Source organism: Streptomyces sp. R21 (genome assembly GCF_041051975.1).
Lineage (GTDB): Bacteria > Actinomycetota > Actinomycetes > Streptomycetales > Streptomycetaceae > Streptomyces.
The window spans coordinates 2,814,207-2,832,864 of record NZ_CP163435.1 but is presented as its reverse complement, the minus strand read 5'-3'; the positions used below and the strand labels follow the sequence as shown (position 1 = coordinate 2,832,864).

The window sequence follows — 18,658 nt, the reverse complement described above, 5'->3', positions numbered from 1 at the left end:
CTGGATCACTCTGGGTGTTCCATGACCATCCCAGAGTGAGGAGCGCGCATGCGCCGTCCTTTCGCCTCAGCGCTGGCCCTTGTGGCCGCGGCGGCAGCGATACCGCTGGTGTCCCCCGGCCGCGCGGCGGCCGACATCATCATCGGCGGCCATCCGGTCGAGATCTCCAGGAGCCCGTGGACGGTGGCGCTGTCCAGCCGTGACCGGTTCGGGGGTACGCGCGCGGGGCAGTTCTGCGGTGGCGTGGCGATCGACCGGGCGACCGTGCTGACCGCGGCCCACTGTGTGGGCGAGGACGTCCTGGGGGCGCCGCCGCGGCAGGCCCGGGACCTGAGGGTCATCACGGGCCGCGGCGATCTGCTCTCCGGAGAGGGCGCCGAGATCCCCGTGCGGGACATCTGGGTCAACCCCGTGTACGACCGCTACACGAACGCCGGGGACTTCGCGGTGCTCACCCTCGCCTCCCCGCTTCCGGGGGGCTCTGTCATCCGTATGGCGCCGTCCGGGGACCCCGCGTACGAGCCGGGCACGGCCGCCATGGTCTACGGCTGGGGCGATACGACGGGGAGCGGCGCCTATGCGCGAGGTCTGCGGGCCGCCCGTGTGAAGGTGCTGCCCGACGACGTCTGCCGCCAGGCGTATCCCGGCAGTGCGGACGGGAGGTACGAGTCCGCTTCCATGCTGTGCGCCGGCGAGATCGAGGGCGGTAGGGACGCCTGTCAGGGAGACAGTGGCGGACCGCTGGTCGCCCAGGGGCGGCTCATCGGTCTCGTCTCCTGGGGGAGCGGCTGTGGGCTGGCCGGAAACCCCGGCGTCTACACGCGGGTGTCGGAGGTCGTCCGGACGCTGAGGAGGAGCCGCTGAGAGCGAACTCGAACACGGTACGAGAGCGGGCGGCCACCCCCTGTGTCGAGGGGGTGGCCGCCCGCGCACCGGCCTGTGCCGGCACTCGCTCGTCGTTGATGCGAAGTGTCAGCGTTCTTCGTCGTTGACGCTCTCGGGAACGGTTGTCAGTCGCTCCGTCTCGTCCTGTATCTCAGCGGCGATCTTCTTGAGTTCCGGCTCGAACTTGCGACCGTGGTGGGCGCAGAAGAGCAGTTCTCCGCCGCTCAGGAGGACGACGCGCAGATATGCCTGGGCGCCGCAACGGTCGCAGCGGTCAGCGGCCGTCAGCGGGCTCGCGGGGGTCAGAACAGTAGTCACGTCGCCTCTTCTCTAGCTCGACGAGCTGTCGTACCAGGGTCAACATCCAACCAGGCCGAAAACGTTCCCGCTCGCGGCTTTTCCTCGAAAATTTCTTTCCGAGCCGGCTGTCAGCTGCCGGTTGGCGGCGAATGTGCCGTATTGCGTGTCTTTGTGTCTGTACGGGTTCGCGCTGTCTGTCAGGGCCGGTCCTCCCGGCTGGGTTGCCGGTTGTTCATGAGGACGTGCCCGGAGCCTAAATGGTTCATGCCTGGAAGGGAACGTGATATGTACTTCACTCCATCGAGGGATCGAACACCCATGCGACCCTGGACTAGTCTGAGTTCAGACGAGGGTGGCGTTACAACGGCTCTACCAGGCCTCGGTACCCTCTGAGCGGCAACCGAAGCCGGGCCCTTACCCAAAAGGGCCTCACCTGAAATTCAGCGAGGAGCGAACCGCGTGACCGCCGAGACGTCCGTGCCGTCCACAGCGCTGCTGGCAGGAGCAGACCGGGACGGTTCCAACTACACCGCGCGGCACCTGCTCGTCCTTGAGGGGCTCGAGGCCGTACGCAAGCGCCCGGGCATGTACATCGGCTCGACCGACAGTCGTGGCCTGATGCACTGCCTCTGGGAGATCATCGACAACTCCGTCGACGAGGCGCTGGGGGGGTACTGCGACCACATCGAGGTCATCCTGCACGATGACGCCTCGGTGGAGGTGCGGGACAACGGCCGCGGCATCCCGGTCGACGTCGAGCCCAAGACCGGCCTCTCCGGTGTCGAGGTCGTGATGACCAAGCTGCACGCCGGCGGCAAGTTCGGCGGCGGTTCGTACGCGGCCTCCGGCGGTCTGCACGGCGTGGGCGCCTCCGTGGTGAACGCGCTCTCCGCCCGCCTGGACATCGAGGTCGACCGCGCGGGGAACACTCATGCTGTCAGCTTCCGGCGCGGCACTCCCGGAGAGTTCAAGGCGGCCGGTCCCGATGCGGCCTTCGACGCCGCGAGCGGCCTGCGCAAGATCAAGCGGATCCCGAAGACCCGCACCGGCACGCGCGTGCGCTACTGGGCCGACCGTCAGATCTTCCTGAAGGACGCCAAGCTCTCCCTGGAGCACCTGCATCAGCGCGCCCGCCAGACGGCGTTCCTGGTGCCGGGTCTGACCATCGTGGTGCGGGACGAGTACGGGCTCGGCGAGGGTGGCAGCAAGGGCGAGGAGTCCTTCCGTTTCGACGGCGGTATCAGCGAGTTCTGCGAGTACCTGGCCTCCGACAAGCCCGTCTGCGACATCCTCCGCTTCTCCGGGCAGGGCATCTTCAAGGAGACCGTCCCGGTCCTGGACGACCACGGCCAGATGACGCCGACCGAGGTCACGCGCGAGCTGGGCGTCGACGTGGCGCTGCGCTGGGGCACCGGCTACGACACGACCCTGAAGTCGTTCGTGAACATCATCGCCACCCCCAAGGGCGGCACCCATGTCGCGGGCTTCGAGCAGGCTGTCGTCAAGACGGTCAACGAGGTGCTTCGTGCCAAGAAGCTGCTGCGTGTCGCCGAGGACGACATCGTCAAGGACGATGCCCTGGAGGGCCTGACGGCCGTGGTCACGGTGCGCCTCGCCGAGCCGCAGTTCGAGGGGCAGACCAAGGAGGTGCTCGGCACCTCGGCGGCCCGCCGTATCGTCACGAACGTGGTCTCCAAGGAGCTCAAGGCGTTCCTGACCTCCACGAAGCGGGACGCGGCCGCCCAGGCCCGGGTCGTCATGGAGAAGGCTGTCGCGGCCGCCCGTACGCGCATCGCGGCCCGCCAGCACAAGGATGCCCAGCGCCGGAAGACGGCTCTGGAGTCCTCCTCGCTGCCCGCCAAGCTCGCGGACTGCCGCAGCGACGACGTGGAGCGCAGCGAGCTGTTCATCGTGGAGGGCGACTCCGCGCTCGGCACCGCCAAGCTTGCCCGGAACTCCGAGTTCCAGGCGCTGCTGCCGATTCGCGGAAAGATCCTCAACGTTCAGAAGGCGTCCGTGACGGACATGCTCAAGAACGCCGAGTGCGGCGCGATCATCCAGGTCATAGGAGCCGGCTCCGGGCGGACCTTCGACATCGATGCGGCCCGCTACGGGAAGATCATTCTTCTCGTCGACGCCGATGTCGACGGCGCGCACATCCGGATCCTGCTGCTGACGCTGTTCCAGCGCTATATGCGACCGATGGTGGAGGCGGGGCGGGTGTTCGCCGCGGTTCCGCCGCTGCACCGGATCGAGCTGAGCCAGCCCAAGAAGGGGCAGGACAAGTACATCTACACGTACTCGGACCGGGAGCTGCGGGAGACGCTGCTCGAGTTGCAGCGCAAGAACGTGCGCTACAAGGACTCGATCCAGCGCTACAAGGGTCTGGGCGAGATGGACGCGGACCAGCTGGCCGAGACGACGATGGACCCGCGTCACCGTACGCTGCGGCGGATCAACATCTCCGACCTGGAGGCGTCCGAGCAGGTGTTCGACCTGCTGATGGGCAACGACGTCGCACCTCGCAAGGAGTTCATCTCGAGTTCGGCGGCGACCTTGGACCGGTCCCGCATCGACGCGTAGGCGTCGCGTCGGCCTGGGCGGGGTGTCTGGGATGCGTGGGGGTGCAGCGGCGCCCTGCCCCGGCCGTGTCTCCACCCGCGGGTGGAGACACCCGGGATGCGGGGATCCACCCACGGTCCACCCTGGCTCCGATTCGCTGACCTGCGAATTTCCGTAGCGTCGAAGGCGTTGGCAGCAGCCGCTGTCGGCACCCGCTCTTCCGCTCACGGAGGCCGTGATGTTCGGGCTCGTCCATGCCTTGGTGATCTTCGCCGTTGTCGCGCTGGTGCTCGTGCGCCAGTTCCGCACGAGCAGGATCGACCCGAGCAGGCGTTGGTGGCTGGTACCCGTCGTCATGGCCGTCGTGGCCCTGCGGGAGCCCGGGCTGATCGACTTCGACCATCGGACCGAGGCGATTCTCCTGCTCGGCGCCGAGCTGCTCATAGGCCTGGCCACGGGGGCGGGCTGGGCGTGGACCACACAGGTGTGGGCCGAGGAGGACGGCTCCGTGTGGGCCAGGAGCACCAAGGCCAGCGTCGTCGTCTGGATCGTCGGCGTGGGCCTGCGCGTGGCCCTGTTCGGAGTCGGTGTGCTGATCGGTGTGCACCAGGACTCCTCCGCCCTGCTGCTCGCGTTCGCGGCCACCCTGCTGGTCCGCTCGGGAACCCTGGTCTGGCGGTCGGGAAGTCTGCTCCCGGCGGGCGGACATCGTGCGGCGTACGGTGACGGCGTCCCCCAGCCCTCCTGGAAGGAGCGCGTGTGACGGAGAACGCGTGGACGCGCTGGCCTTCGCGTGAGGCGCTCTCCCGAGTCGGAGTGCCCAGGATGCGGCGCGTGCTTGCCTGGGGCACCCGTCTCTTCGCCCTCGGCATTCTGCTCGGGACGCTTTTCACGGACGGCCACCTGCATGGTTGGGGCGCCGCGGCGGCGCTTCCAGGAATTGCCCTCTGCGGACTCATGGCCTGGGCCTTCTTCCGGACCACGCTGCAGCACCGGCTGCTGCCTTCCCTGGGGCTGCTCGCCCTGCTGCTTGCCATGGCGACGGCGGCCGAGGCGGCGGGGTTCCGGGTTCCGGCCCTCGTGCTGTGGTGCGGGTGTGCCGTCAGCGCCATCGAGCGGCTGCCCATGGCGGCCGCGCTGCCGGCCACGTCCGTGGCACTGAGCGCGTATGCGGCGGTCAACAACGATGTCTGGCTGACGACCGCGGCCACGACTGCGGGGCTGGTGCTCGCCGGGTATGTGCTGCGCCTCGACGCGGAGGCGCGTGGCACCGCCCAACGGCTGCTTACCCAGGAGCGTGCGGCGCGAGCGGCCGAGGCGGAGTCGGCTGCGCTCGCGGAGCGGGCACGGATCGCACGGGAGATCCACGACGTGCTCGCGCACAGCCTCTCGGCGCAGCTCGTGCATCTGGAGGCGGCCCGGCTGCTCATCGAGCGGGGCGAGGACCGGGATCGGATTCTCGAGCGGGTTGTTGCGGCGCGGGGGATGGCCCGTGAAGGCCTTGCCGAGACTCGGCAGGCGCTGTCCGCGCTGCGGGGTGAGATGTCACCGGTGGAGGACTTCCTGAGCGAGCTCGTCGCCACGGACGAGGGAGCCGCGGTCACCGTGACGGGTGAACGGAAACCGATGCCCGCCGAGGCCTCACAGGCGGTGCGCAGAGTCGCGCAGGAGGCCCTGACCAACGTCCGCAAGCACGCGCCGGGCGCAAAGGTCCAGGTGCGGCTGGACTACGGCGCGTACGAAGTGACCTTGCACGTACGGGACTCGGGCGGGCCTCCGGGCGAACTCACCGGCTCCGGGGCCGGGTACGGTCTGCTGGGCATGCGGGAGCGTGCCGAGTTGCTGGGCGGCTCGTTGCAGGCCGGGCCGGACGAGGAGGGGTTCGTGGTGACGTTGAAGGTGCCCGTATGACGGAGGCCGAGGAGAGGAAGCCGGCGCGGGTCGTCGTGGCGGACGACCAGACTGTGGTGCGCGAGGGCATCGTGATGCTGTTGGGGCTGCTGCCCGGGATCGAGGTCGTGGGCGCCGCCGGCGACGGGGACGAGGCCGTGCAGCTGGTCGCCGAACTCGCCCCGGATGTCGTGCTGATGGATCTGCGCATGCCCCGCTGCGACGGTGTCGAGGCGACCAGGCGCATCCGGGCCGAGCACCCGGGAACGCAGGTCGTCGTGCTCACGACGTACGCGGACGATGAGTCACTCTTCCCCGCTCTCAGGGCGGGAGCCCGCGGCTATCTCACCAAGGACGCGGGCGGGGACGAGATCGTGCGGGCGGTGGAGAGCGTGCTGTCCGGGGACGCGGGACTCTCGCCGAGTGTCCAACGGCGGCTGCTGGAGCGGCTGTCGGAGCCGGAGCCGGTCGCGCCCGTCGAGGCGCCGGACGGGCTCACCGCGCGTGAGACCGAGGTGCTCCTGCTGATCGCCGAGGGCTTCAGCAACCAGGAGATCGCCCGCAAGCTGCATGTCTCCACCGCGACCGTGAAGACCCACATCAACAACCTCTTCTCCAAGACAGGGCTCAAGGATCGTGCTCAGGCGGTCCGTTACGCCTTCGGGAAGGGTCTTGTACGGCCACCGGCGGGCTGAGTCACCTGATGGGGTGAAGAGCGCGGGGAGAAGAGTCCGGGATCTTCCCGATCTGCCCATCCTTGGGCACGCGGCCGAAACGGGTCGCGGACAAGGAGAGTTCGGTGGAGAAGCACGACGGTCGCGATACCGGGGAGGTTCGGTTCGACGACCCCTGGTACGACGCGCTCGCCTCCGGCTGGGGTGAGATGGACGGTACGGGCGCACCCGCTCCCGTGGTGCCGCCCGCGCGTCGGGAGCACGAGGGCCGTTCCGGCGGCGCGGCCGACGTCTATCTGGAAGTGCAGCGCAGTGCGGCCTTCCAGGAGGTCCGCAGCCGGTACCGGAGGTTCGTGGTCCCGGGTGTCGCCGTCTTCTTCACCTGGTACGTCGGTTATGTGGTGACCGCGACGACGGCGCCCGCGCTCATGGCCCGGCCGGTCGCCGGTGCGGTGAACGTGGCGATGCTCGCGGGGCTCGGGCAGTTCCTCACCACCTTTCTGTTCACCTGGGCGTACGCGCGGCACGCCCGGCTGCGCAGGGACCGGGCCGCGCTCGATCTGCGCTGGGACACCCAGGAGTTGACGCGAAGCGTCCGAGGTGGCGAGCGGTGACCGGCAACCATCAGACCCTCGCGCTGCTGCTGTTCAGCGCGTTCGTGGCGGTGACGTTGGCGATCACGACGTGGGTGAGCCGCAACAGGCATGGTTCGGCGGAGGAGTTCTACGCCGGCGGGCGGCTGTTCTCGCCGATGGAGAATGGTTTTGCCATCGCCGGTGACTACATGTCGGCGGCGTCCTTCCTCGGCGTCACGGGTCTCATCGCCCTCTTCGGCTACGACGGACTGCTGTACGTGGTGGGCTTCCTCGTCGCCTGGCTCGTGGTGCTGTTCCTGGTGGCCGAACTGGTGCGCAACTGCGGGCGGTTCACGATCGCGGACGTCGTGGCGGCCCGGATGAGCGAGCGCCCGGTGCGGATCGCGATGGGCACGTCCTCGGTCACGGTGTCCGTTCTCTATCTGGTGGCACAGATGGTGGGAGCCGGCAGTCTGGTCGCGCTGCTGGTGGGAAGCACGAGCGAGGTCGCGCGGACCTGGGCCGTGATCGGCGTCGGCGCGCTCATGGTGATCTACGTGTCGATGGGCGGAATGCGGGCCACCACGTGGATTCAGATCGTCAAGGCGGTGCTGCTGCTGGCGGGCGCGATGGCCCTGACCGTGCTCGTCCTCCTGCGCTTCCACGGGGACTTCGACCAGCTGCTGCGTGCGGCGGCGCAGCGCAGCGGGCACGGTGACGCGTTCCTCGTGCCCGGACTGAAGTACGGCGGCGACTGGACGGCACGCTTCGACTTCATCAGCCTGGGCCTCGCGCTGGTGCTGGGCACGGCCGGGCTGCCGCACATCCTGTCGCGCTTCTACACCGTGCCGACCGCGAGGGCCGCGCGCCGCTCGGCAGTGTGGTCGATCGGGCTCATCGGCAGCTTCTACCTGATGACGATCGTGCTGGGTTTCGGCGCGGCCGCGATCGTCGGCCCGGAGGCGGTCCGTAGGTCGAACGCCGCCGGGAACACCGCGGTCCCGCTGCTGGCGCTCGACCTGGGCGGCGGAGCGGATTCCACGGGAGGAACGGTTCTGTTCGCGTTCGTCGCGGCCATCGCCTTCGCCACGATCCTCGCGGTCGTCGCCGGAATCACGCTCGCCTCCTCGGCCTCCGTGGCACATGATCTGTACGCGTCGTTGCGACGCCGGCACGCGAAGCCGCGCAGTGAGGTCGCCGTGGCGCGCATGGCCGCGGTCGGGATCGGGGTCGTCGCCATCGCGCTCGGGCTGCTTGCCCGCGACCTGAACGTGGCCTTTCTGGTGGGCCTCGCCTTCGCGGTCGCGGCCTCCGCGAACCTGCCGGCGCTGCTGTACTCGTTGTTCTGGCGGAGCTTCACGACCCGCGGAGCGGTGTGGGCCGTCTACGGAGGCCTGGTGCCCGCGCTGGTGCTCGTGGTGCTGTCGCCAGTGGTGTCGGGAAGCCCCACTTCGCTCTTCCCGGGCGTGGACTTCCAGTACTTCCCGCTGCAGAACCCGGGCCTCGTCTCGATCCCCCTCGGATTCCTGGCGGGCTGGCTCGGCACGGTCACCTCGGCGGAGCCGCCTGACGAGGCCAGGCACGCCGAGACCGAGGTGCGGTCGCTCACCGGGGCCGGGGCGGTCTGAGGACGCCCCGGCGCCTCCCATCGGGGCGTCCTTGTCGGCGTACGGCGCCCCCGTCGGCGTACGAATGCATACGGGGGCGTACGAACAACGACGCGCGCCGTCCCCGCGCAGGAACCGCCGGACTACGGCCCTACGGCCCTACGGCGCCACCCACGCATACCGATGCTCCGGCCGCCCCGTGTCGCCGTACCGGAGGGAGAGGCGCAGGCGTCCCGCCTGTTCGAGGTGGCGCAGATAGCGCTGGGCGGTGGAGCGGCTGAGGCCTGTCTCGGTGGCCACCTCGTGGGCGGACAGCGGATGGTCCGCATGGTGCAGCACTGCGCAGATCAGGTCCGTGGTCGGTTCCGAATGGCCGCTCGGCAGCCCAGGGGACGAGGGTGTGGGCGAGGTGCGCAGTGCGCCGAAGATCCGGTCGACCTGCTCCTGACCCGCCACTCCTCGGCCGCCCACGCGCTCGACGGTGCGGCGCAGGGCGGCGTAGGAGTCGAGGCGGGTGCGCAGGGCGGCGAACGTGAACGGTTTGACCAGGTAGTGCAGGGCGCCCAGGCGCATCGCGGCCTGCACGGTCGCCACGTCGCTGGCTGCCGTGATCATGATGACGTCGGTGCCGTGGCCGCGCTCCCGCATCCTGTGCACCAGTTCGAGGCCGGTCTGGTCGGGCAGATAGTGGTCGAGCAGCACCAGGTCGATGGGCGCGCGCTCCACGGCGGCCAGAGCCTGGGCGGCGCTGTGTGCGCGGGCGGCCACCCGGAAACCGGGAACCTTTCCCACGTACTTGGCGTTGATCTCGGCAACGCGGAAGTCGTCGTCCACGACCAGGACGTCAATCATCGGGCCTCTTTCTCCCAAGGCCAGGCGAGCGTTAAGCCCGTGTTTCGGCTCCGCAGTTGTAACGCGAGCAAAACGAGCACAACAGGCTCTTGCAAGCAAAAGAACAGCATGTGCCCAGAAGGCTGATGCTGTGGCCCGCGCCACATCTACGGTCCCGGGCCATGAGCACAGACACCAGCCCCGCCATCGAGCTACGGGGCGCCAGCAAGATCTTCAGGACCCCGTCGGGGGGTTTGCACACGGCCGTCAGGGAGCTGGACCTGACCGTCGGCCGCGGCGAGTTCGTGGCCGTCGTCGGCCCCACCGGCTGCGGCAAGTCCACCACCCTGACCCTGGTCAGCGGCCTGGAAGAGCCCACCGAGGGCGAGGTACTGGTGGCCGGAACGCCGGTCGCGGGCGTCGGCGACAAGGTCGGTTTCGTCTTCCAGCAGGACGCCACCTTCCCCTGGCGCACGGTCCTGTCCAACGTCATGGCGGGCCCGCGCTTTCGCGGCGTACCCAAGGCCGAGGCCAAGCAGAAGGCGCGCGAGTGGCTGGCCCGGGTCGGGCTCTCCGCCTTCGAGGACCGCTATCCGCACCAGCTCTCCGGCGGTCAGCGCAAGCGCGTCGCCCTCGCCGCGACCTTCGTCAACGACCCCGAGATCCTGCTGATGGACGAGCCTTTCTCGGCGCTCGACGTGCAGACCAGGGCCCTGATGTCGGACGAGCTGCTTGAGCTGTGGGAGGGCACCGGCGCCTCGGTCGTCTTCGTCACCCACGACCTGGAGGAGTCCATCGCGCTGGCCGACAAGGTCGTCGTGATGACGGCGGGCCCCGCCACCGTGAAGCACGTCTTCGACATCGATCTGCCGCGACCGCGCAAGGTCGAATCGGTGCGCCTGGAGCCGCGGTTCATCGAGATCTACCGCGAGATCTGGGAGTCCCTCGGCGAAGAGGTCCGCATCACTCGTGAGAGGGGCGCGGCCAATGTCGCCTGACATCATGCCCAAGACCGTCGCGGCGCCGACCGCCACCGAGCCTGTCGGCAAGCAGGGAGTTCGCGCCCACTCGCGGGCCCGCGCCGCGCGTAGACGCAAGGTGCTGGTCGTGGCCGTCCGCGCGCTGCTCCTGGTCGCCGTGCTCGGGTTGTGGGAAGTCCTTGCGCGGACGAAGACCATCGACCCGTTCAACTTCTCCATGCCCTCGAAGATCTGGGACCAGATCCACCAGTGGGTCATGCACGGCACAGCACTCGGTTCCCTCGGCGAGCAGATCTGGTTCACGCTCCAGGAGGCCCTGCTCGGCTGGGTCATCGGAGTCGTGGCCGGTGTGGTCTTCGGGATCGCCCTGGGGCGCATCGCCTTCCTCGCCGATGTCCTTGGTCCATACATCAAGGTGCTCAACTCCATACCCAGGATCGTCCTCGCGCCGATCTTCATGATCTGGTTCGGGCTGGGACCCGCCTCCAAGGTCGCGTCGGCCGTGGTCCTGGTGTTCTTCCCGGTCTTCTTCAACGCCTTCCAGGGCGCCAGGGAAGTCGACCGCAACCTCGTGGCCAACGCCCGGATCCTGGGGGCGAGCGATCGCCGGGTGACGCTCCAGGTCGTCATTCCGTCCGCGACCTCGTGGATCTTCACCAGCCTCCATGTCAGCTTCGGCTTCGCGCTGATCGGCGCCATCGTCGGCGAGTACATCGGTGCGACCAAGGGCATCGGCCTGCTCGTCGCGCAGTCGCAGGGCACCTTCAACGCGGCCGGTGTGTACGCCGCGATGGTCATCCTCGCGGTCGTCGCCCTGCTCGCGGAGGGACTGCTCACCTTCGCCGAGCGCCGCATCTTCCGCTGGAAGACGTCCGACTCGGACCGCTGATCCCTTCCCAGGGACCCCCTGTTTCCCAGGGACCTCTTTTCGCTGAACGCCCTCTCCAAGGCGCCCGTTTCCTCCCGCACAGCCCTCTCACAAGGACGTGAACCACCATGCGCAAGACCGCCAGATACTCCGCCCTGGCAGCCGCCGGTCTGCTCGCCCTCTCCTCGCTCACCGCCTGTGCCAACGACGCCGCAAGCTCCACGGCCGACTCCGGAAGCAACGGAGGCGGTGGCAAGGGCGAGCGCGTCAAGATCATGGTCGGCGGCCTGGACAAGGTCATCTACCTCCCGGCGATGCTCACCCAGCGCCTCGGCTACTTCACCGACGAGGGTTTGAATGTCCAACTCCTCAGCGAGCCGGCCGGTGTGCAGGCCGAGACCGCGCTCGTCTCGGGCCAGGTCCAAGGAGCCGTCGGTTTCTACGACCACACGCTCGACCTGCAGACCAAGGGCAAGAGCGTGGAGTCCGTCGTGCAGTTCTCGCAGGCACCCGGCGAGGTGGAGGTCGTCTCCAAGAAGCGGCTGGACGACATCAAGTCGCCCAAGGACTTCAAGGGCAAGAAGCTCGGCATCACGGGACTCGGCTCCTCCACCGACTTCCTCACCAAGTACCTCGCCGTCAAGAACGGGGTGAAGATCAGCGAGTTCACGCCGGTCGCCGTGGGTGCCGGGCCGACGTTCGTCTCCGCCCTCCAGAACGGCGCCATCGACGGCGGCATGACGACGGACCCGACCGTCGCCACGGTCCTGGACAAGGGCCTCGGTGACGTCCTCATCGACATGCGTACGCCGGAGGGCTCGCAGGCGGCGCTCGGCGGGCCGTACCCCTCCTCCAGCCTCTACATGCAGACGGACTGGGTGAACAGCCACAAGGAGACGGTCCAGAAGCTGACCAACGCCCTGGTGAAGACCCTCAAGTGGATGTCCACGCACAGCGCCTACGAGATAGCGGCCAAGATGCCCGCCGACTACTCCCAGGGCAACAAGATGATCTACGCCGGGGCGATCAAGAGCACCCTGCCGATGTTCACCAAGGACGGCGTCATGCCCAAGGACGGCCCCGAGACCGTGGAGAGGGTCCTCAAGGCGTTCAACCCCAACATCAAGAACGCCGACGTCGACCTGAGCAAGACGTACACCACGGAGTTCGTGAAGAACGCCACCGGCTGAGCGGAGCGCCCTCCCGGTGCAGGCCGGGCCGGTACCGCGATTCCGCGTACGGCTGTACTCCCCTGACAGCCGTACGCCGGTCGGGGCGCGGTCGCCTTCCCCTTCCGTCCGTGCTCTCAGGCGCGGGTCGCCCAGACGTAGCGATGCTCCGGGCGGCCCGCGTCGCCGTATTTGAGGGTCAGCCTGGCCCGCCCGGTGCGCTCCAGGAGCTTCAGATAGCGCTGGGCGGTCTGCCGGCTCAGCCCCGTCCGGTCCGCGATCTCCTGGGCCGACAGCGGGCCCTGGGCGTCCACCAGGGCGCGCCGCACCAGTTCCGCGGTGGTGGGGGAGTGGCCCTTGGGCAGATCCGGCTCCGCGCTCGCGGACAGGGCGCCGAAGATCCGGTCCACCTCGGCCTGCTCGGCCTCGCCGCCGCCGTCGAGGGTGCGGCGCAGATCCGCGTACGCCTCGAGCTTGGCGCGCAGGCCCGCGAAGGCGAACGGCTTGACCAGGTACTGCAGCGCGCCGTGCCGCATCGCCGCCTGGACCGTCGAGATGTCCCGGGCCGCGGTCACCATGATCACGTCGGTCTGGTGGCCGCGCCGCCGCATCTCCTGGACGACGGCGAGTCCCGTGTCGTCCGGCAGATAGTGGTCCATGAGAACGAGATCCAGCTGGGGCAGCGTCTCCAGCAGGCGCAGCGCCTCGGCCGCGCTGTGCGCCTCGCCCGCGACATGGAAGCCCGGCACCTTCTCCACGTAGGCGGCGTTGACCCGTGCGACCCGGGTGTCGTCGTCCACGACCAGGACCTCGATCATCGCGACTCCTCCTTGACGGCCGTACCGGCACTCTCCATGGGACTGCTCGGCTCCGGCACACCTGTCGCGGGCGCGAGTCCGGGCTCGGTGAGTGCCTCCGGCAGTACGACGGTGAACTCCGCGCCTCCGCCGACCGCTTCGGCCACCCGCGCGCTGCCGCCCTGTCGCTCGGCGAGCCGGCGGACCAGAGGGAGCCCCAGGCCGCGCTTGCCGTGCGCCGGCGGCTTCTTGGTGGACCAGCCGTCCGTGAAGATCAGCTCCTGCTGTTCCGCGGGAACTCCGGGTCCGGTGTCGCGCACCCGCAGCACGGCGGTACGGCCCTCGGCGCGCAACTCGACCTCCACGCGCGCGTGGGGCGTGCCCGCGACGGCGTCGAGCGCGTTGTCGACCAGATTGCCGACGACGGTGACCAGGCCCCGGGGGTCGATCAGCCGGTCGGGCAGCAGGGTCCTGTCCGAGATCCACAGCGCCACGCCGCGTTCGGCCGCGACAGTGGCCTTGCCGACCAGCAGGGCGGCGAGCAGCGGATCGTGGATCTTCTCCGTGACCTGCTCCGCCGTGGCCCTGTGGTCTCCGACCACCTCGTCGACGAACTCCATGGCGTCGTCGTACATCTCCAGTTCGAGGAACCCCAGAAGCGTGTGCATCCGGTTGGCGTGTTCGTGGTCCTGGGCGCGCAGCGCGTCGATCAGGCCGCGCGTGGAGTCCAGCTCGCGGCCGAGCTGCTCCAGCTCGGTGCGGTCGCGCAGGGTCGCCACGGCGCCGCCGTCGTCGGTGGGCATGCGGTTGGCGACCAGGACGCGCTGGCCGCGCACCGTGAGCAGATCGGTGCCGGTGACGCGGCCGGCCAGCACATCGGTCGTACGACCCGGTCCGAGGACGTCGTCGAGCGGCTGCCCGATGGCCTCGGCGCCGAGCCCGAGCAGCCGCTGCGCCTCGTCGTTGAGCAGGCGCACGCGGCCCGCGCGGTCCAGGGCGACGACGCCCTCCCGGATGCCGTGCAGCATCGCCTCGCGCTCCGCGAGGAGGGCCGAGATGTCCGAGAAGGCGAGGTCCCGGGTCTGCCGCTGCACCCTGCGGGAGATGAAATAGGCGGCCAGCGCACCGATCGCGAGGGCGGCGCCCGCGTACGCGAGGAGGCCGGGGATCGCGTGCAGCAGCCGGGCGCGCACGCTGTTGTACTCGATGCCGACCGACACCGCGCCGATGATGTCGCCGTCGGCGTCGCGCAGCGGCACCTTGCCGCGGGCCGAGCGGCCCAGGGTGCCGGTGTCGATCTCCATGACGTCCTTGCCGGCCAGCGCCTCCTTGGGGCTGGTCGAGACGATCCCGCCGATCTCCGTGGGCTCGGTGTGCGACCAGCGCACACCGTGCATGTTCATCACCACGATGTACTCGGCATCGGTGGCCTTGCGGATCCGCTCGGCCTCGGCCTGAACGGGCCCCCTCGCCGACGGCAGCGTCGTCTGCAGATCCTTGGCGATCTGCGGCTGGGCCGCGGTGGTCTGCGCGATCGCGAGCGCACGGCGCATGGCCTGGTCGTCCAGCTGGTTGCTGAGCGGCGCGAGGAACAGCCCGGTCGCGAGCACCGCAACTCCGGCGGCGATCGCCACCTGCATCAGCAGCACCTGCGAGAACACCCGCCGCGGCAGACCGAGGCGCAGTCGTCGTGCGGGGGGAGTGGGGCTCATACCCACGACGGTACGGGGGCGAGCGCGAAACGCCGTAGGAACTGTGGCGTGGATCTCCTGGGCGCCAGGTGTGCGAGCGGTGCTCAGCAGGGTACGGGGAGCTCCGCCCGAGGCAGCTCCCGTACGGCCACCACGTCCATACGGGCGGGGGAACCGAGTGCGGAACCGCAACTCTCCTGGCGCGGCGGCAGCGAGGCGCCCTGCTCGACGACCACACGCCAGAGGCGGCCGTCGGCGTGGGCGACGGTCACCTCCCAGCGGGGCGCCGCGCCGTCCGTGCGGACGACGGTCAGGACACCCGCGGCGTACTCTCCCGCAGCCTCCCGCACAGCCAGCTCGGCGGCCTGTCCGGGGCGCTCCCAGGCGGACCCGCCACGGCAGCCGTGGGTGACGACGCGACCATCCCGGACGCCGTGCAGGATCTCCTTGACGGCGTGGGCCTCGGCTCGTCCGTACGCGTATCCGTACGGCAGGACGAGCACGGTCGGCGAGAAGCGGTGGCCGCCGAGATGGGTGACCTCCCAGACGCCCTCCACTCCGGAGGCGGCCAGCTCGGCGGCGAGGGGCCGGCCGAGGAGCGCGCAGCAGCGGTCGCGCTTGCCATTGGTGCAGACGAACGCGAGCGGGTCGCCCGTGTGGGTCCGGCCGCCGAGCGCCGTGTCGAAGGTGTGCGGGTCTCCCTGACCGAGCGCGGTGAAGTCGAGGTCGAGCAGCCGCTCGGGGTCGCGGGTCATGGTGCTGTGCAGCCACACGTTTCCGGGAGTTGTGTGGGCGGCGTACACCCGTCGCTCCTCGGGCGTCCCGCAGTCGGCGTGCCGGCCGGGGCGGCGGATGAGCGCGATCCGTACGCCGGTGTCCTGTGCGGCCGCTTCGAGGGCGCGGCCGAGCGCGGGGTCCAGGTGGCTCGAAGTGAGCGCCTTGGCACCCCAGGGACCGGGCTGCTCCAGCAGCAGCCAGGTCCTCGCGGTGGCCGCGGTCCCCGCAAGTGGCTCGTCGAGATGCCGGGACGCGGTCGAGCACGTACTCACAGAGGTGAGCCTAACCTGACTTGGGTCAGGATGACTTCCAGCCGCGTGAACGGGGGCGCATGGGGGCGCGCTCGATGCCCGAAAGGGGCGTGAATTACCTACTGGGGGAGCGGCTGCGGCGGACGCGCTCCCACGTAGTGCCCGCTCGGGCGCATCCGCAGCGGACGCTCCCCGTATTCCTCCAGTGTGTGGGCGATCCAGCCCGCCGTGCGGGCGACGGCGAAGACCGTCTCGCCCGCGGAGACGGGCATGCCCGAGCTGACCGTGAGGACGGCCAGGGCCAGGTCGACATTGGCGTGCAGCGGCGCGTGGCGGGCGGTGGTGGCCACGATGTCCCGGGCCGCCGCCAGGGCCGGCGCGGCGTGCGGAATGTCCTCCAGGAGGGCGAACAGGGCACGCGCGCGTGGATCCTCGCCCGGGTAGAGCCGGTGGCCGAGTCCGGGGATACGGCGCCCGGCGCGCAGCTCGTCCGCGACGACGGGGGCCGCGGTGCCCTGGTCCAGGACGTCGAGGAGCATCCGGTGCGCGAGCCCGCTGGCCGCGCCGTGCAGAGGGCCTTCGAGCACGCCGAGGCCGGCCGACACGGCGGCGTACGGGTGCGCCCGGGCCGAGGCCGCGACCCTCACCGCGAGGGTCGAGGCGGCCAGGTCGTGATCGACGAGCAGTGCGAGTGCCGTGTCCAGCGCGCGCAGTGACGCCTCGTCGGACGTCCGGCTCGTGAGCCGTGCCCACAGGCGGTTGGCCAGCGGGCCTTCGTCGCTCCGTTCGTGCCGCAGTGGTGGAAGCGCGGCGACGAGGGTCGGGATGAGCGTGCGCGCGGTGCCGAGGACCGCGCTCTCCGAGAGGTCGAAGCGCAACGGGTCGGCGGCCGCCGCGGCGATGGCGGCGACACGCAGCCGGTCCGTCGGGCCGCTGTGCTCGGGCAGGGAGTCGACCGCGCGGCGGGCGACTGTGGCGGACGCCTCCGGGGCGGTGAAGGTGATGCCGGGACGCAGCTGTCCGGTCCACAGCCACTCGGCGACCTCTTCGTAGGAGTGGCGGGCCGCCAGTTCGGCCGCGTCGACGCCGCGGAAGTAGTACCGGTCCTTGTCGATCAAGGTGATGCGCGTGCGCACCGACAGCTCGCCGCCGCTGGTCGAACCGCCGTTGCTGTCCCGCCTGTTGCGGCGGGCGAGCGCCTCGACCTCCTTGGCGTCGAAGGTGCTTCCGCGGCCGCTCGGCTCGCGCCGACTGCTGAGCTGGCCTCGGCTCACGTACGCGTACACCGTCTCGGGCTTCACGCCGAGGAGGTCGGCGGTCTCCTTGGTGCTCAGTCGTCGGCCCTCGGGCCCCGGGGCTGCCGCCGGATCTTGATCCCTCATGGATGTCACCGTATCCGCCCGTCCAGTCGCTCCAGCAATGCATTGATTCAATCAATATTGACAGAGATTCAGTCAAGCATGGACAGTTGAATCAAGTCCAGGGAGGAAACATGCCGATCAACCGGGCCGCCAGTGCACCCGTCGCTCCTGTCGACGTACCGCGAGGACTCGCAGGCGTCGTCGTCACCGACACCCGACTGGGTGACGTCAGGGGGCTGGAGGGCTTCTACCACTACCGCCAGTACTCGGCCGTCGAGCTCGCGCGGACCCGTGGGTTCGAGGACGTCTGGCATCTGCTGATCCATGGTGAACTGCCGGACGCGGCAGGCCGCGCCGTCTTCGTCGAGGAGACCGTGGCGCTGCGGCGGCTGCCGGAGGAGGTGCGGGCCGCACTGCCCGCGATCGCGGCGGCGAGCGGACGGTCCGGCCCCCTCGCCGGGCTGCGCACGGCACTGTCGTTGCTCGGTGCCTGCCTGGGATTCCGGCCGGTGTACGACCTCGATACCGACCGGCGGCGCGCGGACACCCTCGCGGCGGCCGCAGCCGTACCGACGTTGCTCACCGCGCTGTACCGGCTCGGGCAGGGCCTCGGTCCGGTCGAGCCGCGTGACGACCTGTCGTATGCCGCGAACTACCTCTACATGCTGACGGGTTCGGAGCCGGACGCCGCTCGGGCGCGGGCGGTCGAGCAGTACCTCATCTCAACCATTGACCACGGATTCAATGCATCAACCTTCACGGCCCGGGTGATCACGTCCACGGGGGCGGACGTGGCGGCCTGTCTCGTCGGCGCCGTGGGGGCCCTCTCGGGGCCGCTCCACGGCGGTGCGCCCAGCCGCGCTCTGGACACCCTCGACGCGATCGGCACCCCCGACCGTATCGACCCGTGGATCCGCGAACGGGTCCTCGCCGGTGACCGCATCATGGGCTTCGGGCATCCCGTCTACCGCACCGAGGACCCCCGCTCCCGCATGCTCCGAGGTATCGCCCAGGAGTTCGGCGGCTCCCAGGTGGACTTCGCCGTCGAGGTCGAGCGCAGGGTCGAGGCCATCCTCGCCGAGCTCAAGCCCGGCCGCGATCTCCACACGAACGTGGAGTTCTACGCCGGTGTGGTCATGGAGCTGTGCGGCCTTCCCCGCGAGATGTTCACCCCCACCTTCGCCGCCGCCCGCGTCGTCGGCTGGAGCGCCAACATCCTGGAGCAGGCGGAGGACTCGAAGATCATCCGGCCGGTGGCGCGGTATGTGGGGCCGGTTCCGCCGGTGGCGGTGCCGCGGGTGGCCTGACATGCGTGAGGTCCGCCACCGGTCTGGTGTCGGACCTCGGGAAGACCTTGCCGAGCGGCGGCGGACGGAGGTGGGAGCCTGCCTGCTCGGTGCAGCCCCGTGACGTCAAGGGGTGTTGCGCGGGGCTTGGTTG

17 protein-coding genes are annotated in these 18,658 nt (G+C 69.9%); 11 read left to right on the top strand and 6 right to left on the bottom strand.

Features of this window, described 5'->3' with window-relative positions; translation table 11 throughout:
• Nucleotides 1–48 precede the first annotated feature (48 nt).
• Nucleotides 49–864: a trypsin-like serine protease gene (locus AB5J56_RS12690; protein WP_369232811.1), complete on the top strand. Its 816-nt coding sequence runs from the start codon at nt 49–51 to the stop codon at nt 862–864.
• 108 nt (nt 865–972) lie between these two features.
• On the opposite strand, the gene AB5J56_RS12685 is transcribed toward AB5J56_RS12690, so the two are convergent.
• Nucleotides 973–1,203, bottom strand: coding sequence for a hypothetical protein (locus AB5J56_RS12685; protein WP_369232810.1), 231 nt, complete (start codon nt 1,201–1,203; stop codon nt 973–975).
• A 441-nt stretch (nt 1,204–1,644) separates the two neighbouring features.
• On the opposite strand from AB5J56_RS12685, the gene AB5J56_RS12680 reads away from it, so the two are divergent.
• The 6 genes from AB5J56_RS12680 (at nt 1,645) to AB5J56_RS12655 (ending at nt 8,514) form a co-directional block, all read left to right on the top strand.
• Nucleotides 1,645–3,768 carry a type IIA DNA topoisomerase subunit B gene (locus AB5J56_RS12680; protein ID WP_369232809.1) on the top strand — a complete coding sequence of 708 codons (2,124 nt, stop codon included), beginning with the start codon at nt 1,645–1,647 and terminating at the stop codon, nt 3,766–3,768.
• A gap of 217 nt (nt 3,769–3,985) precedes the next feature.
• A complete protein-coding gene (locus AB5J56_RS12675) occupies nt 3,986–4,510 on the top strand; it encodes a DUF1453 domain-containing protein (protein ID WP_369232808.1) in 525 nt (174 codons plus the stop codon).
• The gene (locus tag AB5J56_RS12670) at nt 4,507–5,658 is read left to right on the top strand and encodes a sensor histidine kinase (protein ID WP_369232807.1); all 1,152 of its coding nucleotides are present in this window, start codon (nt 4,507–4,509) and stop codon (nt 5,656–5,658) included. Before AB5J56_RS12675 ends, AB5J56_RS12670 begins: the two co-directional genes overlap by 4 nt.
• Nucleotides 5,655–6,332, top strand: a complete 678-nt coding sequence (locus tag AB5J56_RS12665) for a response regulator (protein ID WP_369232806.1) — start codon at nt 5,655–5,657, stop codon at nt 6,330–6,332. Before AB5J56_RS12670 ends, AB5J56_RS12665 begins: the two co-directional genes overlap by 4 nt.
• A gap of 188 nt (nt 6,333–6,520) precedes the next feature.
• Nucleotides 6,521–6,925: a DUF485 domain-containing protein gene (locus tag AB5J56_RS12660; RefSeq protein ID WP_369242514.1), complete on the top strand. Its 405-nt coding sequence runs from the start codon at nt 6,521–6,523 to the stop codon at nt 6,923–6,925.
• Nucleotides 6,922–8,514, top strand: coding sequence for a cation acetate symporter (locus AB5J56_RS12655; RefSeq protein ID WP_369232805.1), 1,593 nt, complete (start codon nt 6,922–6,924; stop codon nt 8,512–8,514). The genes AB5J56_RS12660 and AB5J56_RS12655 overlap by 4 nt, the downstream gene beginning before the upstream one ends.
• A gap of 138 nt (nt 8,515–8,652) precedes the next feature.
• Here AB5J56_RS12655 and AB5J56_RS12650 read toward each other — a convergent pair whose 3' ends face one another.
• The gene (locus tag AB5J56_RS12650; protein ID WP_369232804.1) at nt 8,653–9,345 is read right to left on the bottom strand and encodes a response regulator; all 693 of its coding nucleotides are present in this window, start codon (nt 9,343–9,345) and stop codon (nt 8,653–8,655) included.
• 161 nt (nt 9,346–9,506) lie between these two features.
• Here AB5J56_RS12650 and AB5J56_RS12645 point away from each other — a divergent pair, with 161 nt between their 5' ends.
• The 3 genes from AB5J56_RS12645 to AB5J56_RS12635 all read left to right on the top strand — a co-directional run bounded on the left by AB5J56_RS12645 (nt 9,507) and on the right by AB5J56_RS12635 (nt 12,362).
• Complete coding sequence (locus tag AB5J56_RS12645) at nt 9,507–10,322, top strand: ABC transporter ATP-binding protein (RefSeq protein WP_369232803.1); 816 nt, start codon at nt 9,507–9,509, stop codon at nt 10,320–10,322.
• Nucleotides 10,312–11,193, top strand: a complete 882-nt coding sequence (locus tag AB5J56_RS12640; protein WP_369232802.1) for an ABC transporter permease — start codon at nt 10,312–10,314, stop codon at nt 11,191–11,193. Before AB5J56_RS12645 ends, AB5J56_RS12640 begins: the two co-directional genes overlap by 11 nt.
• 107 nt (nt 11,194–11,300) lie before the next feature.
• Nucleotides 11,301–12,362, top strand: coding sequence for an ABC transporter substrate-binding protein (locus tag AB5J56_RS12635; RefSeq protein ID WP_369232801.1), 1,062 nt, complete (start codon nt 11,301–11,303; stop codon nt 12,360–12,362).
• Nucleotides 12,363–12,478: 116 nt separating this feature from the next.
• Here AB5J56_RS12635 and AB5J56_RS12630 read toward each other — a convergent pair whose 3' ends face one another.
• From AB5J56_RS12630 to AB5J56_RS12615, 4 genes are all read right to left on the bottom strand, one after another.
• Nucleotides 12,479–13,159, bottom strand: coding sequence for a response regulator (locus AB5J56_RS12630; RefSeq protein WP_369232800.1), 681 nt, complete (start codon nt 13,157–13,159; stop codon nt 12,479–12,481).
• Entirely contained in the window at nt 13,156–14,850 is a 1,695-nt protein-coding gene (locus tag AB5J56_RS12625) for an ATP-binding protein (protein WP_369232799.1), read from the bottom strand. The genes AB5J56_RS12630 and AB5J56_RS12625 overlap by 4 nt, the downstream gene beginning before the upstream one ends.
• 83 nt (nt 14,851–14,933) lie before the next feature.
• Entirely contained in the window at nt 14,934–15,878 is a 945-nt protein-coding gene (locus AB5J56_RS12620) for a sucrase ferredoxin (RefSeq protein WP_369232798.1), read from the bottom strand.
• A 98-nt stretch (nt 15,879–15,976) separates the two neighbouring features.
• A complete protein-coding gene (locus AB5J56_RS12615; RefSeq protein ID WP_369232797.1) occupies nt 15,977–17,239 on the bottom strand; it encodes a citrate synthase in 1,263 nt (420 codons plus the stop codon).
• 110 nt (nt 17,240–17,349) lie between these two features.
• Between AB5J56_RS12615 and AB5J56_RS12610 the strand changes: the two genes are divergently transcribed.
• Entirely contained in the window at nt 17,350–18,525 is a 1,176-nt protein-coding gene (locus tag AB5J56_RS12610; RefSeq protein ID WP_369232796.1) for a citrate synthase/methylcitrate synthase, read from the top strand.
• Nucleotides 18,526–18,658 lie beyond the last annotated feature (133 nt).